Origin of the sequence: Aequorivita vladivostokensis (assembly GCF_000952855.1) — a bacterium.
Taxonomy (GTDB): domain Bacteria; phylum Bacteroidota; class Bacteroidia; order Flavobacteriales; family Flavobacteriaceae; genus Aequorivita; species Aequorivita vladivostokensis.
Window position 1 is genome coordinate 495,656 of sequence record NZ_JSVU01000001.1, and the last position, 16,982, is coordinate 512,637.

At 42.4% G+C, this 16,982-nt stretch carries 14 protein-coding genes; 13 read left to right on the forward strand and 1 reads right to left on the reverse strand.

The genetic code is table 11. The annotated features are described in order from the left end of the window. Window positions 1-75 precede the first annotated feature (75 nt). Window positions 76-840 carry an alpha/beta fold hydrolase gene (locus MB09_RS02230; protein ID WP_045079209.1) on the reverse strand — a complete coding sequence of 255 codons (765 nt, stop codon included), beginning with the start codon at window positions 838-840 and terminating at the stop codon, window positions 76-78. 205 nt (window positions 841-1,045) lie between these two features. On the opposite strand from MB09_RS02230, the gene mraZ reads away from it, so the two are divergent. The 13 genes from mraZ (at window position 1,046) to ftsZ (ending at window position 16,950) form a co-directional block, all read left to right on the forward strand. Continuing rightward, entirely contained in the window at window positions 1,046-1,519 is a 474-nt protein-coding gene (gene mraZ / locus MB09_RS02235) for a division/cell wall cluster transcriptional repressor MraZ (protein WP_045079354.1), read from the forward strand. Next, window positions 1,506-2,402 (forward strand): 16S rRNA (cytosine(1402)-N(4))-methyltransferase RsmH, encoded by an 897-nt coding sequence (rsmH, locus tag MB09_RS02240; RefSeq protein ID WP_045079355.1) that lies wholly within the window; start codon window positions 1,506-1,508, stop codon window positions 2,400-2,402. The genes mraZ and rsmH overlap by 14 nt, the downstream gene beginning before the upstream one ends. Window positions 2,403-2,495: 93 nt before the next feature. Next, window positions 2,496-2,822, forward strand: a complete 327-nt coding sequence (locus tag MB09_RS02245; RefSeq protein WP_045079210.1) for an FtsL-like putative cell division protein — start codon at window positions 2,496-2,498, stop codon at window positions 2,820-2,822. Window positions 2,823-2,874: 52 nt separating this feature from the next. After that, complete coding sequence (locus MB09_RS02250) at window positions 2,875-4,875, forward strand: penicillin-binding protein (RefSeq protein ID WP_045079211.1); 2,001 nt, start codon at window positions 2,875-2,877, stop codon at window positions 4,873-4,875. After that, on the forward strand, window positions 4,872-6,335 hold the full coding sequence (locus MB09_RS02255; protein ID WP_045079212.1) for a UDP-N-acetylmuramoyl-L-alanyl-D-glutamate--2,6-diaminopimelate ligase: 1,464 nt from the start codon (window positions 4,872-4,874) through the stop codon (window positions 6,333-6,335). The genes MB09_RS02250 and MB09_RS02255 overlap by 4 nt, the downstream gene beginning before the upstream one ends. A 3-nt stretch (window positions 6,336-6,338) precedes the next feature. After that, window positions 6,339-7,580, forward strand: coding sequence for a phospho-N-acetylmuramoyl-pentapeptide-transferase (gene mraY / locus MB09_RS02260; RefSeq protein ID WP_045079213.1), 1,242 nt, complete (start codon window positions 6,339-6,341; stop codon window positions 7,578-7,580). A 95-nt stretch (window positions 7,581-7,675) separates the two neighbouring features. Beyond that, entirely contained in the window at window positions 7,676-9,013 is a 1,338-nt protein-coding gene (gene murD / locus MB09_RS02265; protein WP_045079214.1) for a UDP-N-acetylmuramoyl-L-alanine--D-glutamate ligase, read from the forward strand. A gap of 54 nt (window positions 9,014-9,067) precedes the next feature. Further along, on the forward strand, window positions 9,068-10,258 hold the full coding sequence (locus tag MB09_RS02270) for an FtsW/RodA/SpoVE family cell cycle protein (protein WP_045079215.1): 1,191 nt from the start codon (window positions 9,068-9,070) through the stop codon (window positions 10,256-10,258). Between the two features lie 58 nt (window positions 10,259-10,316). Further along, window positions 10,317-11,411 (forward strand): undecaprenyldiphospho-muramoylpentapeptide beta-N-acetylglucosaminyltransferase, encoded by a 1,095-nt coding sequence (murG, locus tag MB09_RS02275; protein WP_045079216.1) that lies wholly within the window; start codon window positions 10,317-10,319, stop codon window positions 11,409-11,411. Between the two features lie 80 nt (window positions 11,412-11,491). Continuing rightward, window positions 11,492-12,847, forward strand: a complete 1,356-nt coding sequence (gene murC, locus MB09_RS02280) for a UDP-N-acetylmuramate--L-alanine ligase (RefSeq protein ID WP_045079217.1) — start codon at window positions 11,492-11,494, stop codon at window positions 12,845-12,847. Continuing rightward, window positions 12,837-13,553, forward strand: coding sequence for a cell division protein FtsQ/DivIB (locus MB09_RS02285; RefSeq protein WP_045079218.1), 717 nt, complete (start codon window positions 12,837-12,839; stop codon window positions 13,551-13,553). The genes murC and MB09_RS02285 overlap by 11 nt, the downstream gene beginning before the upstream one ends. A 4-nt stretch (window positions 13,554-13,557) precedes the next feature. Beyond that, window positions 13,558-14,913: a cell division protein FtsA gene (gene ftsA / locus MB09_RS02290; RefSeq protein WP_045079219.1), complete on the forward strand. Its 1,356-nt coding sequence runs from the start codon at window positions 13,558-13,560 to the stop codon at window positions 14,911-14,913. A 63-nt stretch (window positions 14,914-14,976) separates the two neighbouring features. Then, window positions 14,977-16,950 carry a cell division protein FtsZ gene (gene ftsZ, locus MB09_RS02295; RefSeq protein WP_045079220.1) on the forward strand — a complete coding sequence of 658 codons (1,974 nt, stop codon included), beginning with the start codon at window positions 14,977-14,979 and terminating at the stop codon, window positions 16,948-16,950. Window positions 16,951-16,982 lie beyond the last annotated feature (32 nt).

Genomic DNA, 16,982 nt, shown 5'->3' on the forward strand with positions numbered 1-16,982 from the left:
GTTAGGAGTTAAGGGTTATGCGGGAGAATATGTTTTTTTAGAAACTTGAAACCTGAAACCTGAAACTTGAAACTACTAAAACCCTCGTTTCTGTAACCAAGAGTAAAGAAGTTCATTAAACTCATCGGGATGCTCCATCATTGCGGCGTGGCCACATTTATCAATCCAGAATAATTCAGAATCTGGTAGTAGTTCATCAAACTCAATGGCTACTTCCGGAGGGGTTACGTTGTCATTTTTCCCCCAGATAATACAGGTTGGGGTGTACATTTTGGGCAAATCCTTTGCCATATTGTGCCTGATGGCACTTTTTGCAATGGCCAGTGTCCGTATTAATTTGTTTCGGTCGTTTACGGTTTCATAAACGTCGTCCACAATTTCTTTGGTAGCCACAGCAGGGTCGTAAAAAACGTTTTCGGCTTTTTTCTTTATGTAATCATAATCGCCGCGTTTTGGGTAGCTTTCGCCCATGGCGCTCTCGTAAAGACCAGAACTTCCGGTGATTACCAAAGCTTTTACTTTTTCGGGATACATTTTTGTGCAGAGTAGGCCAATGTGCCCACCCAGCGAATTTCCCAAAAGAATCACTTCCTCATAACCCAAATGGTCGATAAACTGCCCCACGTATTTCGCGAAATTTTTCACGTTGGTACGCAAGAGGGTCATTTTGTAAATGGGCAATTCGGGTATAAGGATTTTATATCCCTTTGGCGGAAAGAAATCTGCAACTCCGTCAAAATTGCTTAACCCGCCCATTAGTCCGTGAAGAATGATTATTGGTGTGCCTTCACCTATTTCTAAATATGAAAATTTTCCTTCTTTCTTTAAGTTTTCCGACATGCTGTGGTTGGTGCAATTTAGAAAGACAAAAGTAAACAAAAATATTTCATACGGTCTATTTAATGTTAGGCTTTGTTCATTGCCAGTTCCATTTTAGGTTATCTACAATGTGGTAAAACTTATCAACAAAGTGGTAGAATGTGGTAAAAAGTGGGAAAAGTTATATATATTTGAAACTATAAATTACAAATCGGGAATTTCCACAATGCTCAATCTAATAGGCACATACGAATGTAAAGCAGACGTAAAGGGACGGGTCATGGTACCTGCGCCGCTGAAAAAGCAGTTGGCGACCGTGGCTCCCGAGGGCTTCGTCATCAAGCGCGCCGTCTTCCAGCCCTGCCTGGAAATTTACCCGATGAAGGAATGGGACGCCCTCATGCTAAAAATGGGCGAGCTGAACCGATTCAACAGAAAAAATAACGATTTCATAAGAAGGTTTACGGCGGGCGTAAAGACTGTAGAGCTTGATGCTACGGGCCGATTGCTCATTCCAAAGGACTTGCTCTCTTTTGCCGGCATCAACAAGGAAATTGTGTTCTCTTCCGCGATAAACATTGTGGAGGTTTGGGATAAGGATAAATACGAACAGGCTATTGACGATGCCGCAAGCGATTTTGCCGATTTGGCCGAAGAAGTAATGGGAAACAAAAGCAATGATGGTGATGGAATATCATAATCCGGTTTTGCTGAAAGAAACTGTTGATGGGCTTAACATAAAGCCAGATGGGATTTATGTTGATGTCACTTTCGGCGGTGGCGGTCACTCCCGCGAAATCCTGAAGCGGTTGGGTCCCACTGGAAAACTCATCGCCTTCGACCAAGACAAGGACGCTTTGCAAAACGCTATCGACGATACGCGTTTTTTGCTTATAAACCAAAATTTTCGGTTTCTGAAGCAATTTTTGAGATTCCACGGTTTTAGGACTGTGGACGGAATTTTGGGCGACTTCGGGGTTTCCTCGCATCAGTTTGATGTGGCCGAGAGAGGTTTTTCTACCCGTTTTGAAGCCGATTTGGATATGCGTATGAATCGCGATACAAATTTTTCGGCATATACGGTGGTCAACAAATATGAAGAGGCCCAATTGCGAAATGTGCTTTCAAATTACGGTGAATTGCGAAGCGCCGCAGGAATGGCCCGCGTAATTGTGGAAGCGCGCCAGACCGAAAAGATAAAAACGAGCGAACAATTAAAGAAAGTGCTCAGCAGGTTTCTGCCAGCGCATAAAGAAAACAAGATTTTGGCCCAGATTTATCAGGCCATTCGCATCGAGGTAAATCAGGAACTGGAGGCGTTGAAAGATTTTTTGCTTCAAACGAACGAAGTTTTAAAACCGGGTGGGCGCCTTAGTTTAATAAGCTATCATTCTTTGGAAGATAGGTTGGTGAAAAGATATATCCGCAACGGATTGTTTGAAGGGGAACCGGAGAAGGATGCTTTTGGGCATTTTGAAGTGCCATTCAAGGCGGTGGGGAAATTTATAATCCCTTCCGATGAAGAAATAAAACAAAACAACCGTGCCCGAAGTGCCAAGCTTCGCATAGCGGAAAAAATATAACGTAGGCGCCCGATTCATCGCGCGCCAAATTAACGAATCAACGAATCCCGAATTAACGAATCAACGAATCCCGAATTAACGAATTAACAAATTTTGAAAGAAGGTTTTTACAACATAATAAAAGGAAAATTTTTGGTGAGCGACGATGCGCTGAAAAACTGGCGCTTTATCATTTTCCTCTCCGTATTGGCTTTGATTATGATTGGCAGTTCGCACAGCGCAGACAAAAAAGTCCATAAAATTTCAAAATTGAACGCACAGGTGAAAGAACTGAAAAGTGAATATGTTGACGTGCGAATGTTGTTGATGCAGGCACGGATGGAGAGTAAAATTATTGCCGCAATGGAAAGTCATGGGTTGCAACCATCCACAACGCCTCCGAAAAGAATTCGAATAATTGAACCAGAAAATAAAAAATAGCTAATGCTAAAAGTGTAACCATTAATCAATAACTGACAACCGATACCTGATCATGGCTTTTGAAGAAAAAAACATATTAAACCGTCTATACGTCGTTGCCGGATGCATGTTTCTTTTTGCGCTTGCCATTAGTGTGAAGTTGATGAACATTCAGTTTGTGGATGGTGAAAAATATCGCGAATTGGCAAAGGAGAATACCACGAAAAACTTTGTGATTCCTGCGAATCGCGGTAATGTATATGCCGATGATGGCAGTCTTTTGGCTACTTCGGTTCCAAAATATGACATCCGCTTTGACGCCGTAACGGTTTCTTCGGAAGATTTCAAGGAAAATTTAAAGCCGCTATCCGAAGGGTTGAGCAAAATGTTTGGGAAGCCCGTTTCGCATTATCAAAATATGTTCAGAAAAGCGCGTGCCGATAAAAACAGGTATTTGCTTATCGTAAAAAATCTGGGCTATTCAGATTATATAAAGGTGAAAAACCTGCCGCTTTTCCGCAAAGGTCCCTACAAAGGTGGAATTATTGTGGAACAGCGCACCGTCCGCGAGCATCCCATTGGTAAGATAGCGCAACGCACCGTGGGCGATGAGGCTTATGACCGTCCGGGATACTACGCCGTTGGTTTGGAGGGAGCATTCAACGATTTGCTCACGGGCAAGGAAGGCCATAGGCTAAAGCAAAAAATAGCCAAGGGCCAGTGGAAGCCAATTTCCGACGACAATGAGATTGAACCGCAGGATGGCTATGATATCGTTTCAACCATAAATGTGAATATTCAAGACATCGCTCACCACGCCTTGCTAAAACAATTGGAATATTACGAAGCCGAGCACGGAACCGTAATTGTGATGGAAGTAGCAACGGGCGAAATAAAAGCCGTCTCAAATTTGGGCCGCACCTCCAACGGAACCTATTATGAAAAATTGAACTACGCCATCGGCGAATCGCACGAGCCGGGCTCTACCTTTAAGGTAATGGCAATGATGGCCGCTTTGGAAGATAAGGTAATAGACACCAGTACCGTGGTTGATACAGGCAACGGCGTAAAGGTTTTCTACGGAAGAAAAATTTACGATTCGCACCGAGGCGGCTACGGAAAAATTTCGGCTGCAAAAGCTTTGGAAGTTTCCTCAAACATTGGGTTGGCTACAATTATAAATGATAACTATTCCAAAAATCCCAACAAATTCATCAACCGTTTAAAAAGCTGGCATCTTACCGAAAAAACAGGCGTTGCCATTAAGGGTGAAGGCGTACCAATGATTCCACAGCCTGGCGATAAAAAGTGGAGCAAGAATGCACTTCCTTCTATGGCCTATGGGTATAACCTACGTCTCACTCCACTTCAAACTTTAAATTTTTACAATGCCATTGCCAATAACGGCGTAATGGTAAAACCTCGTTTTATAAAGGAAGTCCGCGCTTGGAATGAAAAAGTAACTACCTACGACACCAAAGTAATAAACCCTAAAATTTGTTCTGATGAAACCTTGGCCAAAATCAAGGAAATTATGAAGAACACTGTAATACGTGGTACGGGTAAATCGCTTTATTCTCCAGATTTTTCAATGGCCGGTAAAACCGGAACTGCCCAAACCGAATATTGGATGCCGGATTGGAAAAGCAACCGCCGTTACATTTCTTCTTTTGCAGGCTTTTTTCCTGCGGAAAACCCAAAGTATTCCTGTATCGTGATTATTCACAAACCGAGTACGAAAAAAGGGTTTTACGGCGCCGATGTTTCGGGACCTGTTTTTAAAAGAATTGCCCAGAAAATTTTTACTGAATCCCGAAATATCGACAAGGTTGAGGGCATAGAACAGCCCGACCCAACCATTGAGAAAGATTTTGAAAGATATTATGCCAAGTTGCAACAACCCGCCAAAACAATCCCGAATGTAACCGGAATGGCAGGAATGGACGCCGTTTCCTTACTTGAAAATCTTGGGCTACGGGTACAAGTTGTGGGCAACGGCACCGTTGCCAGCCAATCCATAAAGTCTGGCGAAACTTTAAAAAAGGGACAAACCATAACCTTGAATTTATCGTGATATTGTTAAAGGACATATTGTACAAAGTTACCATCGAAAGCGTCGTTGGCAGTACTTCCGTGGCTATAAACAATCTGGAATTTGATTCCCGAAATGTTTCTTTAAACGACGTTTTTATTGCGATAAAGGGAACGGTTTCAGATGGGCATCAATTCATAAAAAAAGCTGCCGACCAAGGTGCCTTGGCTATTATTTGCGAAACCTTGCCAGAAAACATCATCAACGGAATTACCTATGTGCAGGTTGCGGATTCGCATAAGGCATTGGCGATAATGGCTGCCAATTACTACGGCAATCCTTCCGAAGAATTAAAGCTTGTCGGTATAACCGGAACCAACGGGAAAACAACGGTTTCTTCTCTTTTATATCAACTTTTTAAAAAAGCGGGCTTGGAAGCTGGCTTGCTTTCCACCGTAAAAATAATGGTTGGCGATACCGAATTTAAAGCCACGCACACTACGCCGGATTCGTTGACCATCAACAAATATTTGCGCGAAATGTTGGACGCTGGCGTGGAATATTGCTTTATGGAAGTGAGTTCGCACGGAATCCATCAAAAACGAACTGAGGCGCTTCATTTCACCGGAGGCGTTTTCACCAATCTTTCGCACGACCATTTGGATTATCACAAAGATTTTGCGGAATACCGCGATGTGAAAAAGTCCTTTTTTGATGCTTTGCCGAAATCTGCTTTCGCACTGGTAAATGTGGATGACAAAAACGGCTTGGTAATGCTTCAGAATACGAAAGCGAGAAAATATACCTACGCCCTAAAAACCTACGCCGACTATAAAGCCCAAATTCTGGAAAGCCAGTTCACAGGGCAACTTCTGAAAATAAACAATCAGGAATTGTGGGTGAAATTGATTGGCGGATTTAACGCTTATAATCTACTGGCAATTTTCGGTACCGCACATCTTTTGGGATTGAGGGAACTTGAAATTCTTCAAATAATGAGCACGTTGGACAGTGTGGGCGGCAGGTTTCAATATTTAATTTCAGAAAAGAAAATCACTGCCATTGTGGATTATGCACATACGCCCGATGCCCTGAAAAATGTTTTGGAAACCATAAATGAAATCCGCACGGGCAACGAAGAAGTTATAACCGTGGTAGGCTGTGGCGGTGACCGCGATGCCCAGAAGCGCCCGGTTATGGGAAACATTGCCGCTTCGTTGAGCACCAAAGTGGTTTTTACCAGCGACAATCCGCGCACCGAAAATCCCGAAAAAATTATCGAACAGATTGAAAAAGGCGTGCCTGCCGAGCATTATAAAAAGACGATTTCAATAACAAATAGAAAGGAAGCCATAAAAGCGGCTTGCCAAATGGCGCAGGAAAACGATATCATTTTGATTGCCGGAAAAGGCCACGAAACCTATCAGGAAATAAACGGAGAGCGCTTCGATTTTGATGATTTTAAAATAGTAAACCAACTTTTAACCGCCCTAAACAAATAGCCAATGCTTTACTATCTTTTTGAATATTTGGATAAAACATACGACGTGCCGGGTGCGGGGCTGTTCAATTTTATTACGTTCCGGGCGATTTTGGCGGTTATCCTTTCGCTTTTTATCGCTACGGTTTACGGTAAAAAAATAATCAATTATCTGCAGAAAAAGCAAGTAGGCGAATCTATCCGCGATTTGGGTTTGGAAGGTCAAAACGAAAAAGCGGGAACGCCGACTATGGGCGGAATCATTATCATTCTCGCCACATTGGTTCCTGTTTTACTCTTTGCGAAACTCGAAAACATTTACGTAATCCTTTTGATTGTTACAACCGTTTGGATGGGAACCATCGGTTTTATTGACGATTACATTAAAAAATTTAAAAATGATAAGCAGGGATTACCGGGAAAATTTAAGGTAATAGGCCAAATAGGTTTGGGCCTTTTTGTGGGCGTAACTATGTATTTGCACCCAGACATCATTGTGCAGCGAACCATTGAAAATCCTGAAACTGAAACACAAATAACGGAAGTCATTGCCAAGGAATCCACCAATACTTTTTATGTGAAGGATAAGGCAATGCTTACCACCATTCCCTTTGTGAAGGAAAACGAATTCAACTATGCTGAACTTATAAGCTGGGCGGGCGAAAATTATAAGAGCTATGTCTGGCTCATTTTCATTCCCATCGTGATTTTTATAATCACGGCGGTTTCAAACGGAGCCAATCTCACCGATGGAATTGACGGCCTCGCCGCGGGTACTTCGGCCATAATTGGGCTTACGCTTGCGCTTTTTGCGTGGGTGTCGGGCAACGTAATCTTTGCGGACTATCTCAACATTATGTACATCCCAAACACCGGAGAGATGACGATTTTCATTACCGCGTTCGTAGGGGCGCTTATCGGGTTTTTATGGTACAACACCTATCCCGCCCAAGTATTTATGGGCGATACGGGCAGTTTGACCATTGGTGGAATCATCGCCGTAATTGCAATCGCCGTTCGAAAGGAATTATTGATTCCCATTCTCTGCGGAATCTTTTTGGTCGAAAACCTTTCCGTGGTTTTACAGGTAAGCTGGTTTAAATACACAAAGAAGAAATTTGGTGAAGGCAGGCGCATTTTTAGAATGTCGCCCTTACATCACCACTATCAAATAAAGGGTTTCCACGAAAGTAAAATTGTTACGCGGTTTTGGATTGTGGGAATTTTTTTGGCAATCATTACGATTGTTACGTTGAAAATTAGATAAAAAGTCGATGAGTCGATGAGTTTAGAAGTTTAGAATAATATGAAAACACTTTGCGCCTTTGCGGCTTTGCGAGGGAATAATAATTTGACTGAACTATGAAGCAGAAAATCGTAATTCTCGGAGGAGGTGAAAGTGGAGTAGGCACAGCCATTTTAGGATTGAAAAAGGGGTTTGAAGTATTTGTTTCAGACTTCGGAAAAATAAAGGAAAAGTACAAACAAGTTCTTATAAATAATGGAATTGAATGGGAAGAGGAAGGCCATTCCGAAGCCAAAATCTTTTCGGCAGACATAGTGATGAAAAGTCCGGGAATTCCCGATAACGCACCAATCGTTAAAAAGTTGCGCGAAAAGGGAGTGAAGGTTATTTCTGAAATTGAATTTGCTTCAAAATATACAAAGGCAAAAATTGTAGGAATAACAGGAAGCAACGGAAAAACAACCACCGCAAGTTTGACCTATAAATTGCTGAAAGACGGCGGACTTAATGTGGCGTTGGGCGGAAACATCGGGAAGAGTTTCGCAGAGCAGGTTTCCGAAGAGAAGTACGAAAACTTCGTACTCGAACTCAGCAGTTTTCAGCTTGACGGCATTGAAACCTTTGCACCGCACATCGCAGTTTTGACCAACTTGAGTCCGGACCATTTGGACCGATATGATTATAAATATGAAAATTATATCGCTTCAAAATTTCGGATAACGATGAACCAAACCTCACAGGATTACTTCATTTATGACGCAGACGATGTGGAAATAATAAAGTGGCTTTCGCAAAATTCCATAAAATCACAACCGCTGCCTTTTTCGGTAAAAAAAGAACTGAACCAGGGAGCTTTTAAAAGAAACAACGAAATAATAATAAAAATAAATAACACAGAATTTACTATGCCAATCGCAACAATCGGAATACAAGGGGAACACAATGTAAAGAACGCAATGGCTGCATCAACGGTAGCCACATTATTGAGAATCAGAAAACAGACAATCCGTGAAAGTCTGGAAGGATTTCAAGGCGTGGAACACAGATTGGAAAAAGTTTTAAAAATCAACAATGTAATGTACATCAACGATTCCAAAGCCACCAATGTAAATGCTACATTTTTTGCGCTGGACAGTATGGAAAACCCAACCGTGTGGATTGTTGGCGGGGTGGACAAAGGCAACGATTACAGCGAACTATTGCCGTTGGTAAACGAAAAGGTGAAGGCGATTATCTGTTTGGGAGTTGATAACGAAAAAATAATCAATGCCTTCGGAAATGTTGTGGATACAATAATTGAAACCGATTCAATGGCGATGGCGGTGCAGGTTGCTTACAAATTGGCTGAAAGAAATAACACGGTTTTGCTTTCCCCGGCCTGTGCAAGTTTTGATCTTTTTGAAAACTATGAAGACCGCGGAAAACAATTTAAAGATGCAGTTAGAAATTTGTAAAAAACGAAATACGAAAACGGAAATACGAAATTTTAGAAACCAGAAACATTTCAAGTGAAAAACATTTTCCATTACATACAGGGTGATAAAGCAATCTGGGGAATTGTAGGTCTTTTGGCACTATTTTCCTTTTTGCCGGTATATAGCTCCAGTAGTAATCTGGCGTATTTGTACGGAGATGGAAGCACGCTGCCTTATTTGCTCCGTCATTTTTCACACCTTGTATTGGGCTTTGGAATTTTGTATGGCGTTCATAAAATACCTTATCACTATTTCCGGGGGCTTTCCGTTATCGCCATGCCCGTTATTATCCTGCTGTTGATTATCACAATGGCGGAAGGCACCACGATTGACGGCGCAAACGCAAGTAGGTGGATACGCTTGCCGTTTGTGGGTATAACATTTCAGACTTCAACACTGGCTGGCGTGGTTTTGATGACTTATGTGGCGCGTTATCTTTCGCGCATAAAAGACAAAACCGTTACCTTCAAGGAAACCATTTTACCGCTCTGGGTACCTGTATTTATAGTGCTCGCATTAATACTTCCTGCTAACTTTTCTACCACTGCAATCTTTTTTTCAATGATTGTAATGCTCGTTTTCGTAGGCGGGTATCCATTGAAGTACTTAGGGATAATCCTAGGAGCCGGATTGATTTTCCTCACGCTCTTCGTGCTTACCGCAAAAGCATTTCCGGGCGTTTTCCCAAATCGTGTGGATACTTGGATAAGTCGTGTTGAAAATTTCAGTGATGATAAAGATACCGAAGCCGATTACCAAATCGAAAAAGCAAAAATAGCAATTGCTTCAGGCGGTGTGGCAGGTTTGGGACCAGGCAAAAGTGTTCAAAAGAACTTTTTGCCACAGTCCTCCTCCGATTTTATTTATGCAATTATTGTTGAGGAATTTGGCCTTTTGGGCGGCATGTTTTTGATGGTTTTGTATTTGTTTCTGCTTTTTAGGATTGTGGTGGTCGCGCATAAATCAACCTCCGTTTTTGGAAAGTTGTTGGTTATTGGCGTAGGCCTGCCCATTGTTTTTAGGGCGATGATAAATATGGCGGTGGCTGTGGAACTGTTTCCGGTAACCGGACAAAATTTACCATTGATAAGCAGTGGGGGAACGTCAATTTGGATGACGTGTTTAGCGCTTGGAATGATTTTAAGCGTGAGCGCAAAACGGGAGGTGGTTGCAAAAGAAGAAAAAGAAGAAAATCCATTAGATATATTAAGCGAAACGATATAACAGTAGAGACGCGCGGCCGTGCGTCTCCCGAGAACAAAGAACAAAGAGAAAAGAAACAGTGAAACCAAAATTCATCATATCAGGCGGCGGCACCGGAGGTCATATTTACCCGGCGGTTGCCATTGCGAACGAGTTAAAAACCCGTTTTCCCGATGCTGAATTTTTGTTCGTTGGCGCAAAAGATAGAATGGAAATGGAAAAGGTGCCACAGGCAGGCTATAAAATAAAAGGCCTGTGGATTTCTGGGTTGCAACGGAGTTTATCATTGCAGAATCTGGCCTTTCCATTAAAACTTGTTTCCAGTCTTGGAAAATCGCTTAAAATTCTTAAAAACTTCAAACCCGATGTTGCAATCGGTACGGGCGGTTATGCCAGTGCTCCCTTGTTGCGAATGGCGGCTTTAAAAGGGATTCCTTGCTTAATTCAAGAGCAGAACAGCCACGCGGGCATCACCAACAAATGGTTGAGCGGTAAAGTCCGAAAAATTTGTGTGGCGTATGAAGGAATGGAAAAATTCTTTCCTTCCGAAAAAATAAAACTTACCGGCAATCCCGTACGACAGGATTTGCTGGATATTTCTTTAAAAAGGGAAGAAGCGGTAGCTTTCTTCAACTTGAAAAAAGAAAGGAAAACATTGTTGGTTTTGGGCGGAAGTCTTGGCGCGCGCCGTATCAACCAGTTGATTGAAAAATCATTGCCGTTTTTTGAAAAAAGCAATTTGCACGTAATCTGGCAATGCGGTAAATTTTACGAAGAAACCTATAAAAACAAAGGTTCCCAAATGGTCCAAATCCATCCCTTTTTAAACCGAATGGATTTAGCATATGCGGCGGCAGATTTCATCATTTCGCGCGCCGGTGCTCTTTCGGTTTCGGAACTGTGTTTGGTAGGAAAGCCCGTGATTTTCATTCCATCACCAAACGTTGCCGAAGACCACCAAACCAAAAACGCACTGGCAATTTCAGAAAAAAATGCCGCGTTATTGATTAAGGAAAGTGAATTGGATGCCAATTTCGAAAACGAGTTTTCATCATTGCTCGCTTCCGAAGAAAAGCAGAAAACACTTTCTGAAAACATAAAAAAACTGGCAAAACCAAACGCCACAAAAGATATAGTTGAAGAGATTGAGAAATTATTAGAAAAAAGTCGATGAGTTGAGAAGTCGATGAGTTTAGTGGCTAAACTTCTAAACTCATCAACCCATCGACTAAATTAAACCTGAAACATTGAATTTTGAATGACCTAAAAAACATACAAACCTTCTACTTCGTCGGCATCGGCGGCATTGGGATGAGTGCGCTTGCGCGCTATTTCAAAATGCAGGGGAAGGCTGTTTTTGGGTACGACAGAACTTCAACCGATTTAACGGAGGAATTGATTTCGGAAGGCATCCCGGTTACTTTTATTGATGAAATTTCTGAAATTCAAAAAGAAGTTCTTTCAAAAGAGAATGTTTTGGTGGTTTACACGCCCGCCATTCCAAAGGGCAACAAGATTTTAAATTATTTCTTTTCCGAAGAATTTCAAATCTTAAAACGTGCCCAGCTTTTGGGCGAGGTTTCTAAAAATACACTTTGTCTCGCCGTTGCCGGAACGCATGGTAAGACCACAACTTCGGCAATATTGGGGCATTTATTGGCGGAATGCGATATGCCCGTAACCGCATTTTTGGGCGGGATTGCGGAAAACTACAATTCAAATTTCATTTATAAAGGAAGCGAAATAACCGTTGTTGAGGCAGACGAATTTGACCGTTCCTTTCTTCAGCTGCGTCCGGATATTGCCTGCGTAACCTCAATGGATGCGGACCATTTGGACATATACGGCGATGCTTCAGAAATAGAGAATGCCTTTAGGGCTTTCGCGCGATTGGTTAAAAAAGAAGAAAATATTTTTATAAAAAAGAACCTTCCACTGGACGGGATGACCGTTGGCGTTGAAGAAGCCGCCGATTATTCGGCACAAAATGTAAAAATAAAGGATGGTGCCTATCTTTTCGATTTAAAAACCCCAAACGGAACTTTGGAAAATTTGACCTTCCATCTTCCCGGGCACCACAATCTTACAAATGCCATCATGGCTTTGGGTATGGCGATTTTAGCAGGCTCCCCAACCGATCGTCTGCCCAAAGCATTGGCATCATTTAAAGGGGTGAAGCGCCGCTTTTCCTATAAAATAAAAACCGATGAATTGGTTTTGATAGACGATTATGCGCACCATCCCACAGAAATTGATGCGCTATTTCAGGCCGTGGACGAAATGTACCCCAACGATCACAAGCAGATTGTATTTCAGCCACATCTTTTCAGCAGAACGCGCGATTTTGCAGAAGGTTTCGCCAAAAGTCTGTCACAATTTGACGAGGTAGTGCTACTGGATATTTATCCCGCAAGGGAAGAGCCCATTGAAGGAATTACTTCCAAATGGCTGTTGGACCAAGTGATTGCAAAAAACAAGCGGTTGGTTTTTAAATCTGCCCTGCCCGAAGTTCTGCTGAAGTCAAAATGCAGAATAAAATTGCTCGTAGGGGCAGGAGATATAGGCGCTGAAGTGAATAAGTTAACCAAAAAATTGAAAAATGAAACGTAGTATTGAAATCATCAAATTTATCATTTTGCTGGGTATTATGGCGTTTCTTTTCAGCTTTACAAAAAAGCGAAATGACGCCCGTAAAATCAAGAAGGTGGACGTAGAATTTGTGGATGAAAACAGTCCTTTTATCACCTACAACACAGTTAATAAATTGTTGATACAAAATCAAGACAAGGTTACGAGCATAGGCAAAGAAACTTTAGTTTTGAAGAAGATGGAGCAGCGGCTGCAGGAAAACCCTATGGTTCGTGATGCTCAGGTGTATGTATCGGTGAACGGTACGTTGGGGGCAAAAATTGAGCAGCGCAAACCAATAGGCAGAGTATCCGCTTCGCCTGATTATTATCTGGATGCCGATGGAAAAAAGATGCCACTCTCTGATGTGTACTCGGCAAGAGTGCCAATAATTACGGGAACTTCAAAGAATAATTTTAATGAAGTTACCCAATTGCTGCTAAAAATCAATGACGACGAATTTATGAAACAAAGCGTGGTGGGGTTAAACAGAAAAATGAACGGCGAGATAGAATTGGAGCTGCGAAAAATGAATTTTAAAGTGCTTTTTGGGAAGCCGGATAACATTGAGAAAAAGTTTCAAAACTTTAAAGCATTTTACAAAAAAACTAAACAGGACAGTACGCTGTATGGGTACAATATGGTAAATCTGAAATTTGAAAGTCAGGTAATAGCCACAAAAAAGTAAGGTCATGGAAAACGAGAACATTGCTGTAGGATTGGATATTGGAACTACCAAGATAGTTGCCATGATTGGGAGAAAGAACGATTATGGCAAAATGGAGGTATTGGGGATTGGCAAAGCCAAAAGCCTCGGGGTGCACCGCGGCGTGGTAAACAATATTACGCAGACCATTCAGTCCATTCAGCAGGCGGTGCAGGATGCCGAGACTTCTTCCGGAATGAAGATTAAGGAAGTTGTGGTGGGCATTGCCGGCCAGCATATAAGAAGCCTTCAGCATAGCGACTACATTACCCGTCCCAATGGCGAGGATGTAATAAAAGAAGAAGATATAGACCGTCTTTGCAACCAAGTACACAAACTGGTTATGCTTCCGGGGGAAGAAATCTTGCACGTACTTCCGCAGGATTTTAAGGTTGATGGGCAGGCCGAAATAAAAGAACCTATCGGCATGTACGGCGCACGATTGGAAGCCAACTTTCACGTGGTGGTAGGGCAGGTTTCCTCCATTAGAAATGTGGGCAGATGTATTAAAAGCGCTGGGCTGGAGCTTTCCGCAATCACTTTGGAGCCTTTGGCTTCGGCTAAAGCGGTACTGAGCCAAGAGGAAAAAGAAGCAGGTGTAGCCTTAATTGATATAGGTGGCGGCACTACAGATTTGGCGATTTTTAAGGATGGCATTATTCGCCATACGGCCGTAATTCCTTTTGGCGGAAATGTAATTACCGAAGACATAAAGGAAGGCTGTTCCATTATTGAAAAACAGGCCGAACTTCTGAAAATAAAATTTGGCTCCGCTTGGCCCGGGGAAAACAAAGACAACGAAATAGTCTCAATTCCTGGCCTGAGAGGGAGAGAGCCCAAGGAAATCAGCTTAAAAAACCTTTCAAAAATAATCCACGCCCGCGTTATCGAAATTATCGAGCAGGTATATATGGAAATAAAAAACTACGGGCACGAGGACCAAAAAAAGAAACTTATCGCGGGAATCGTACTTACGGGTGGCGGCGCACAGCTGCAGCATATAAAGCAATTGGTGGAATACATCACGGGGATGGACACCCGCATAGGTTATCCCAACGAGCACTTGGCTGGTGACAGCGATGCCGAAACTACTAGCCCAATGTATGCGACCGCAGTGGGCTTGGTGCTTAACAGTTTGGAAAGTAAGGAGAAATCGTCGTTGATGAAGCGTTTTTCACATGAAATCGCTACCGAAGAAACAGTGGAAAAGGCTGAAGAGACCGAAGTTGAAGAAGAAGAAAAAAAGAAAGAAAAGAATAAAGAAAAAGAACAAAAAACCTCCAAGCGGTTTTTTGATAAATGGGCAGAAAAGTTCAAGGAATTTTTGGACAATGCCGAATAAAATGTTCAGTAGCGGTAGAAAGTAAAAATAGGCAATAAAAAATTGTAATAAAAAATAAAAGACATGAGCAGCAAAACAGAATTTGACAACATTTCCTTCGATCTGCCAAAGAACCAATCCAATGTGATTAAGGTTATTGGCGTGGGTGGCGGAGGAAGTAACGCCATTAACCATATGTTCAGCCAGGGCATAAAGGGAGTTGACTTTGTAATATGCAACACAGATGCACAGGCTTTGGAGAACAGTCCGGTGCCAATCAAAATCCAATTGGGGGTTTCCCTCACCGAAGGCCTGGGAGCTGGTGCCAACCCTAAAGTAGGGGAGCAGTCTGCCGTGGAAAGTATGGAAGAAATCCGCAATATGCTTACCACCAATACAAAAATGATCTTTATCACGGCCGGAATGGGCGGTGGCACAGGTACCGGTGCTGCGCCAATTATTGCCAAAATGGCCAAGGACATGGATATTTTAACGGTTGGCATTGTAACCATTCCATTCCAATTTGAAGGAAAAACCAGAAACGACCAAGCACAGATTGGTGTTGAAAAACTGCGCCAAAATGTGGATTCGTTAGTGGTTATAAACAACAATAAATTGCGCGAAGTCTATGGAAACCTCGGTTTTAAGGCAGGCTTCTCAAAAGCCGATGAGGTTTTGGCCACCGCTGCTCGTGGTATTGCCGAAGTAATCACGCACCACTACACCCAAAACATTGACCTTCGCGATGCAAAGACCGTACTTGCCAATAGCGGGACTGCCATTATGGGAAGCGCTACCGCTTCTGGCGCCAACAGGGCCAAGGAAGCCATCGGCAAGGCATTGGATTCACCTTTGCTAAACGACAATAAAATAAAAGGTGCCAAAAACGTATTGCTGCTTATCGTTTCTGGAACAGATGAAATTACCATTGATGAAATCGGTGAAATAAGTGACCATATTCAGAACGAAGCCGGGCATAGCGCCAACATCATTATGGGTGTGGGCGAAGAAGAAAGCCTTGAAGGTTCCATCGCTATTACCGTGATTGCCACAGGTTTTAATGTGGAGCAACAAAATGAAATAGTAAATACCGAAACCAAAAAGATAATCCACACCCTGGAAGACGAACAAAAGGCCGAGCACGACTTAACCCCAAAGGCTACTGCAAGTGCGGTAAAATTGCCGGAAAAGCCCTTGGACCAGCAACCGAAAGCGCAGGCTCCGGTTGTAAAGCATACACTTTTTGACGATGCCGAAATAGAAGAAAAACTTCCTTTTGACGGCTATATCAAAACTTCGGAATTATTGAAAAACCTAAACGTTTCCTATGAAGAAGTCAAAGTTGGAAATATAGAGGAATTCAACCAAGTCGAGGTAAATAAAATGAACGTGAACGAATTCGTAATTGTTGAGGCGCCCAAAAAGGAAGCCGAAAAAGATTCGAATATCGCCAACCCAACTTCCGAAGAGAACGATGACCAAATATTGATGTTTGATCTCCCTATCAATTCGGCCCCCAAAAAACCCGAAAAGAACGACAAGGATGAAACGGTTTTCTTTGATCTGGGCGAGATCGAGGTACAGGATCATATAGAAGTTATTCCCATTACAGAAGTTTCGGGTGAAGGAATAAAACGCTACAGTCTGGACGATTATCAAGAAGTTGAGAATCGGCTGAATAGCGCCAAACCCTCAAAGTTGGTTGCGGAGGAAATAGAAGACGAAGAAATTGTTTTTGAAAAAAGAACAGTTGCAGAGCCCAATGCGAAGGAGGTAGAAACCCAAATAGAGGAGGATCCTATGAATTTGCCCATCTCCAAAATATTGAGCGAGCGTACCGAGGAGCGTAAACGGAAAATGAAGGAGTTCAATTATAAATTTAAAAACAGTCCTTCGCGAATCGATGAGATTGAAAAACAACCTGCCTACAAGCGTATGGGAATTGATCTTAACGAAACAAAAAACGAACCCAACATCTCCAGAACCTCGGTAAATACTGAAGATGATGAGATTGAATTGCGCAAGAACAATTCGTTTTTGCACGACAATGTTGACTAAGTGATATTTTTTTCACTTAAAGCAGAAGCCCG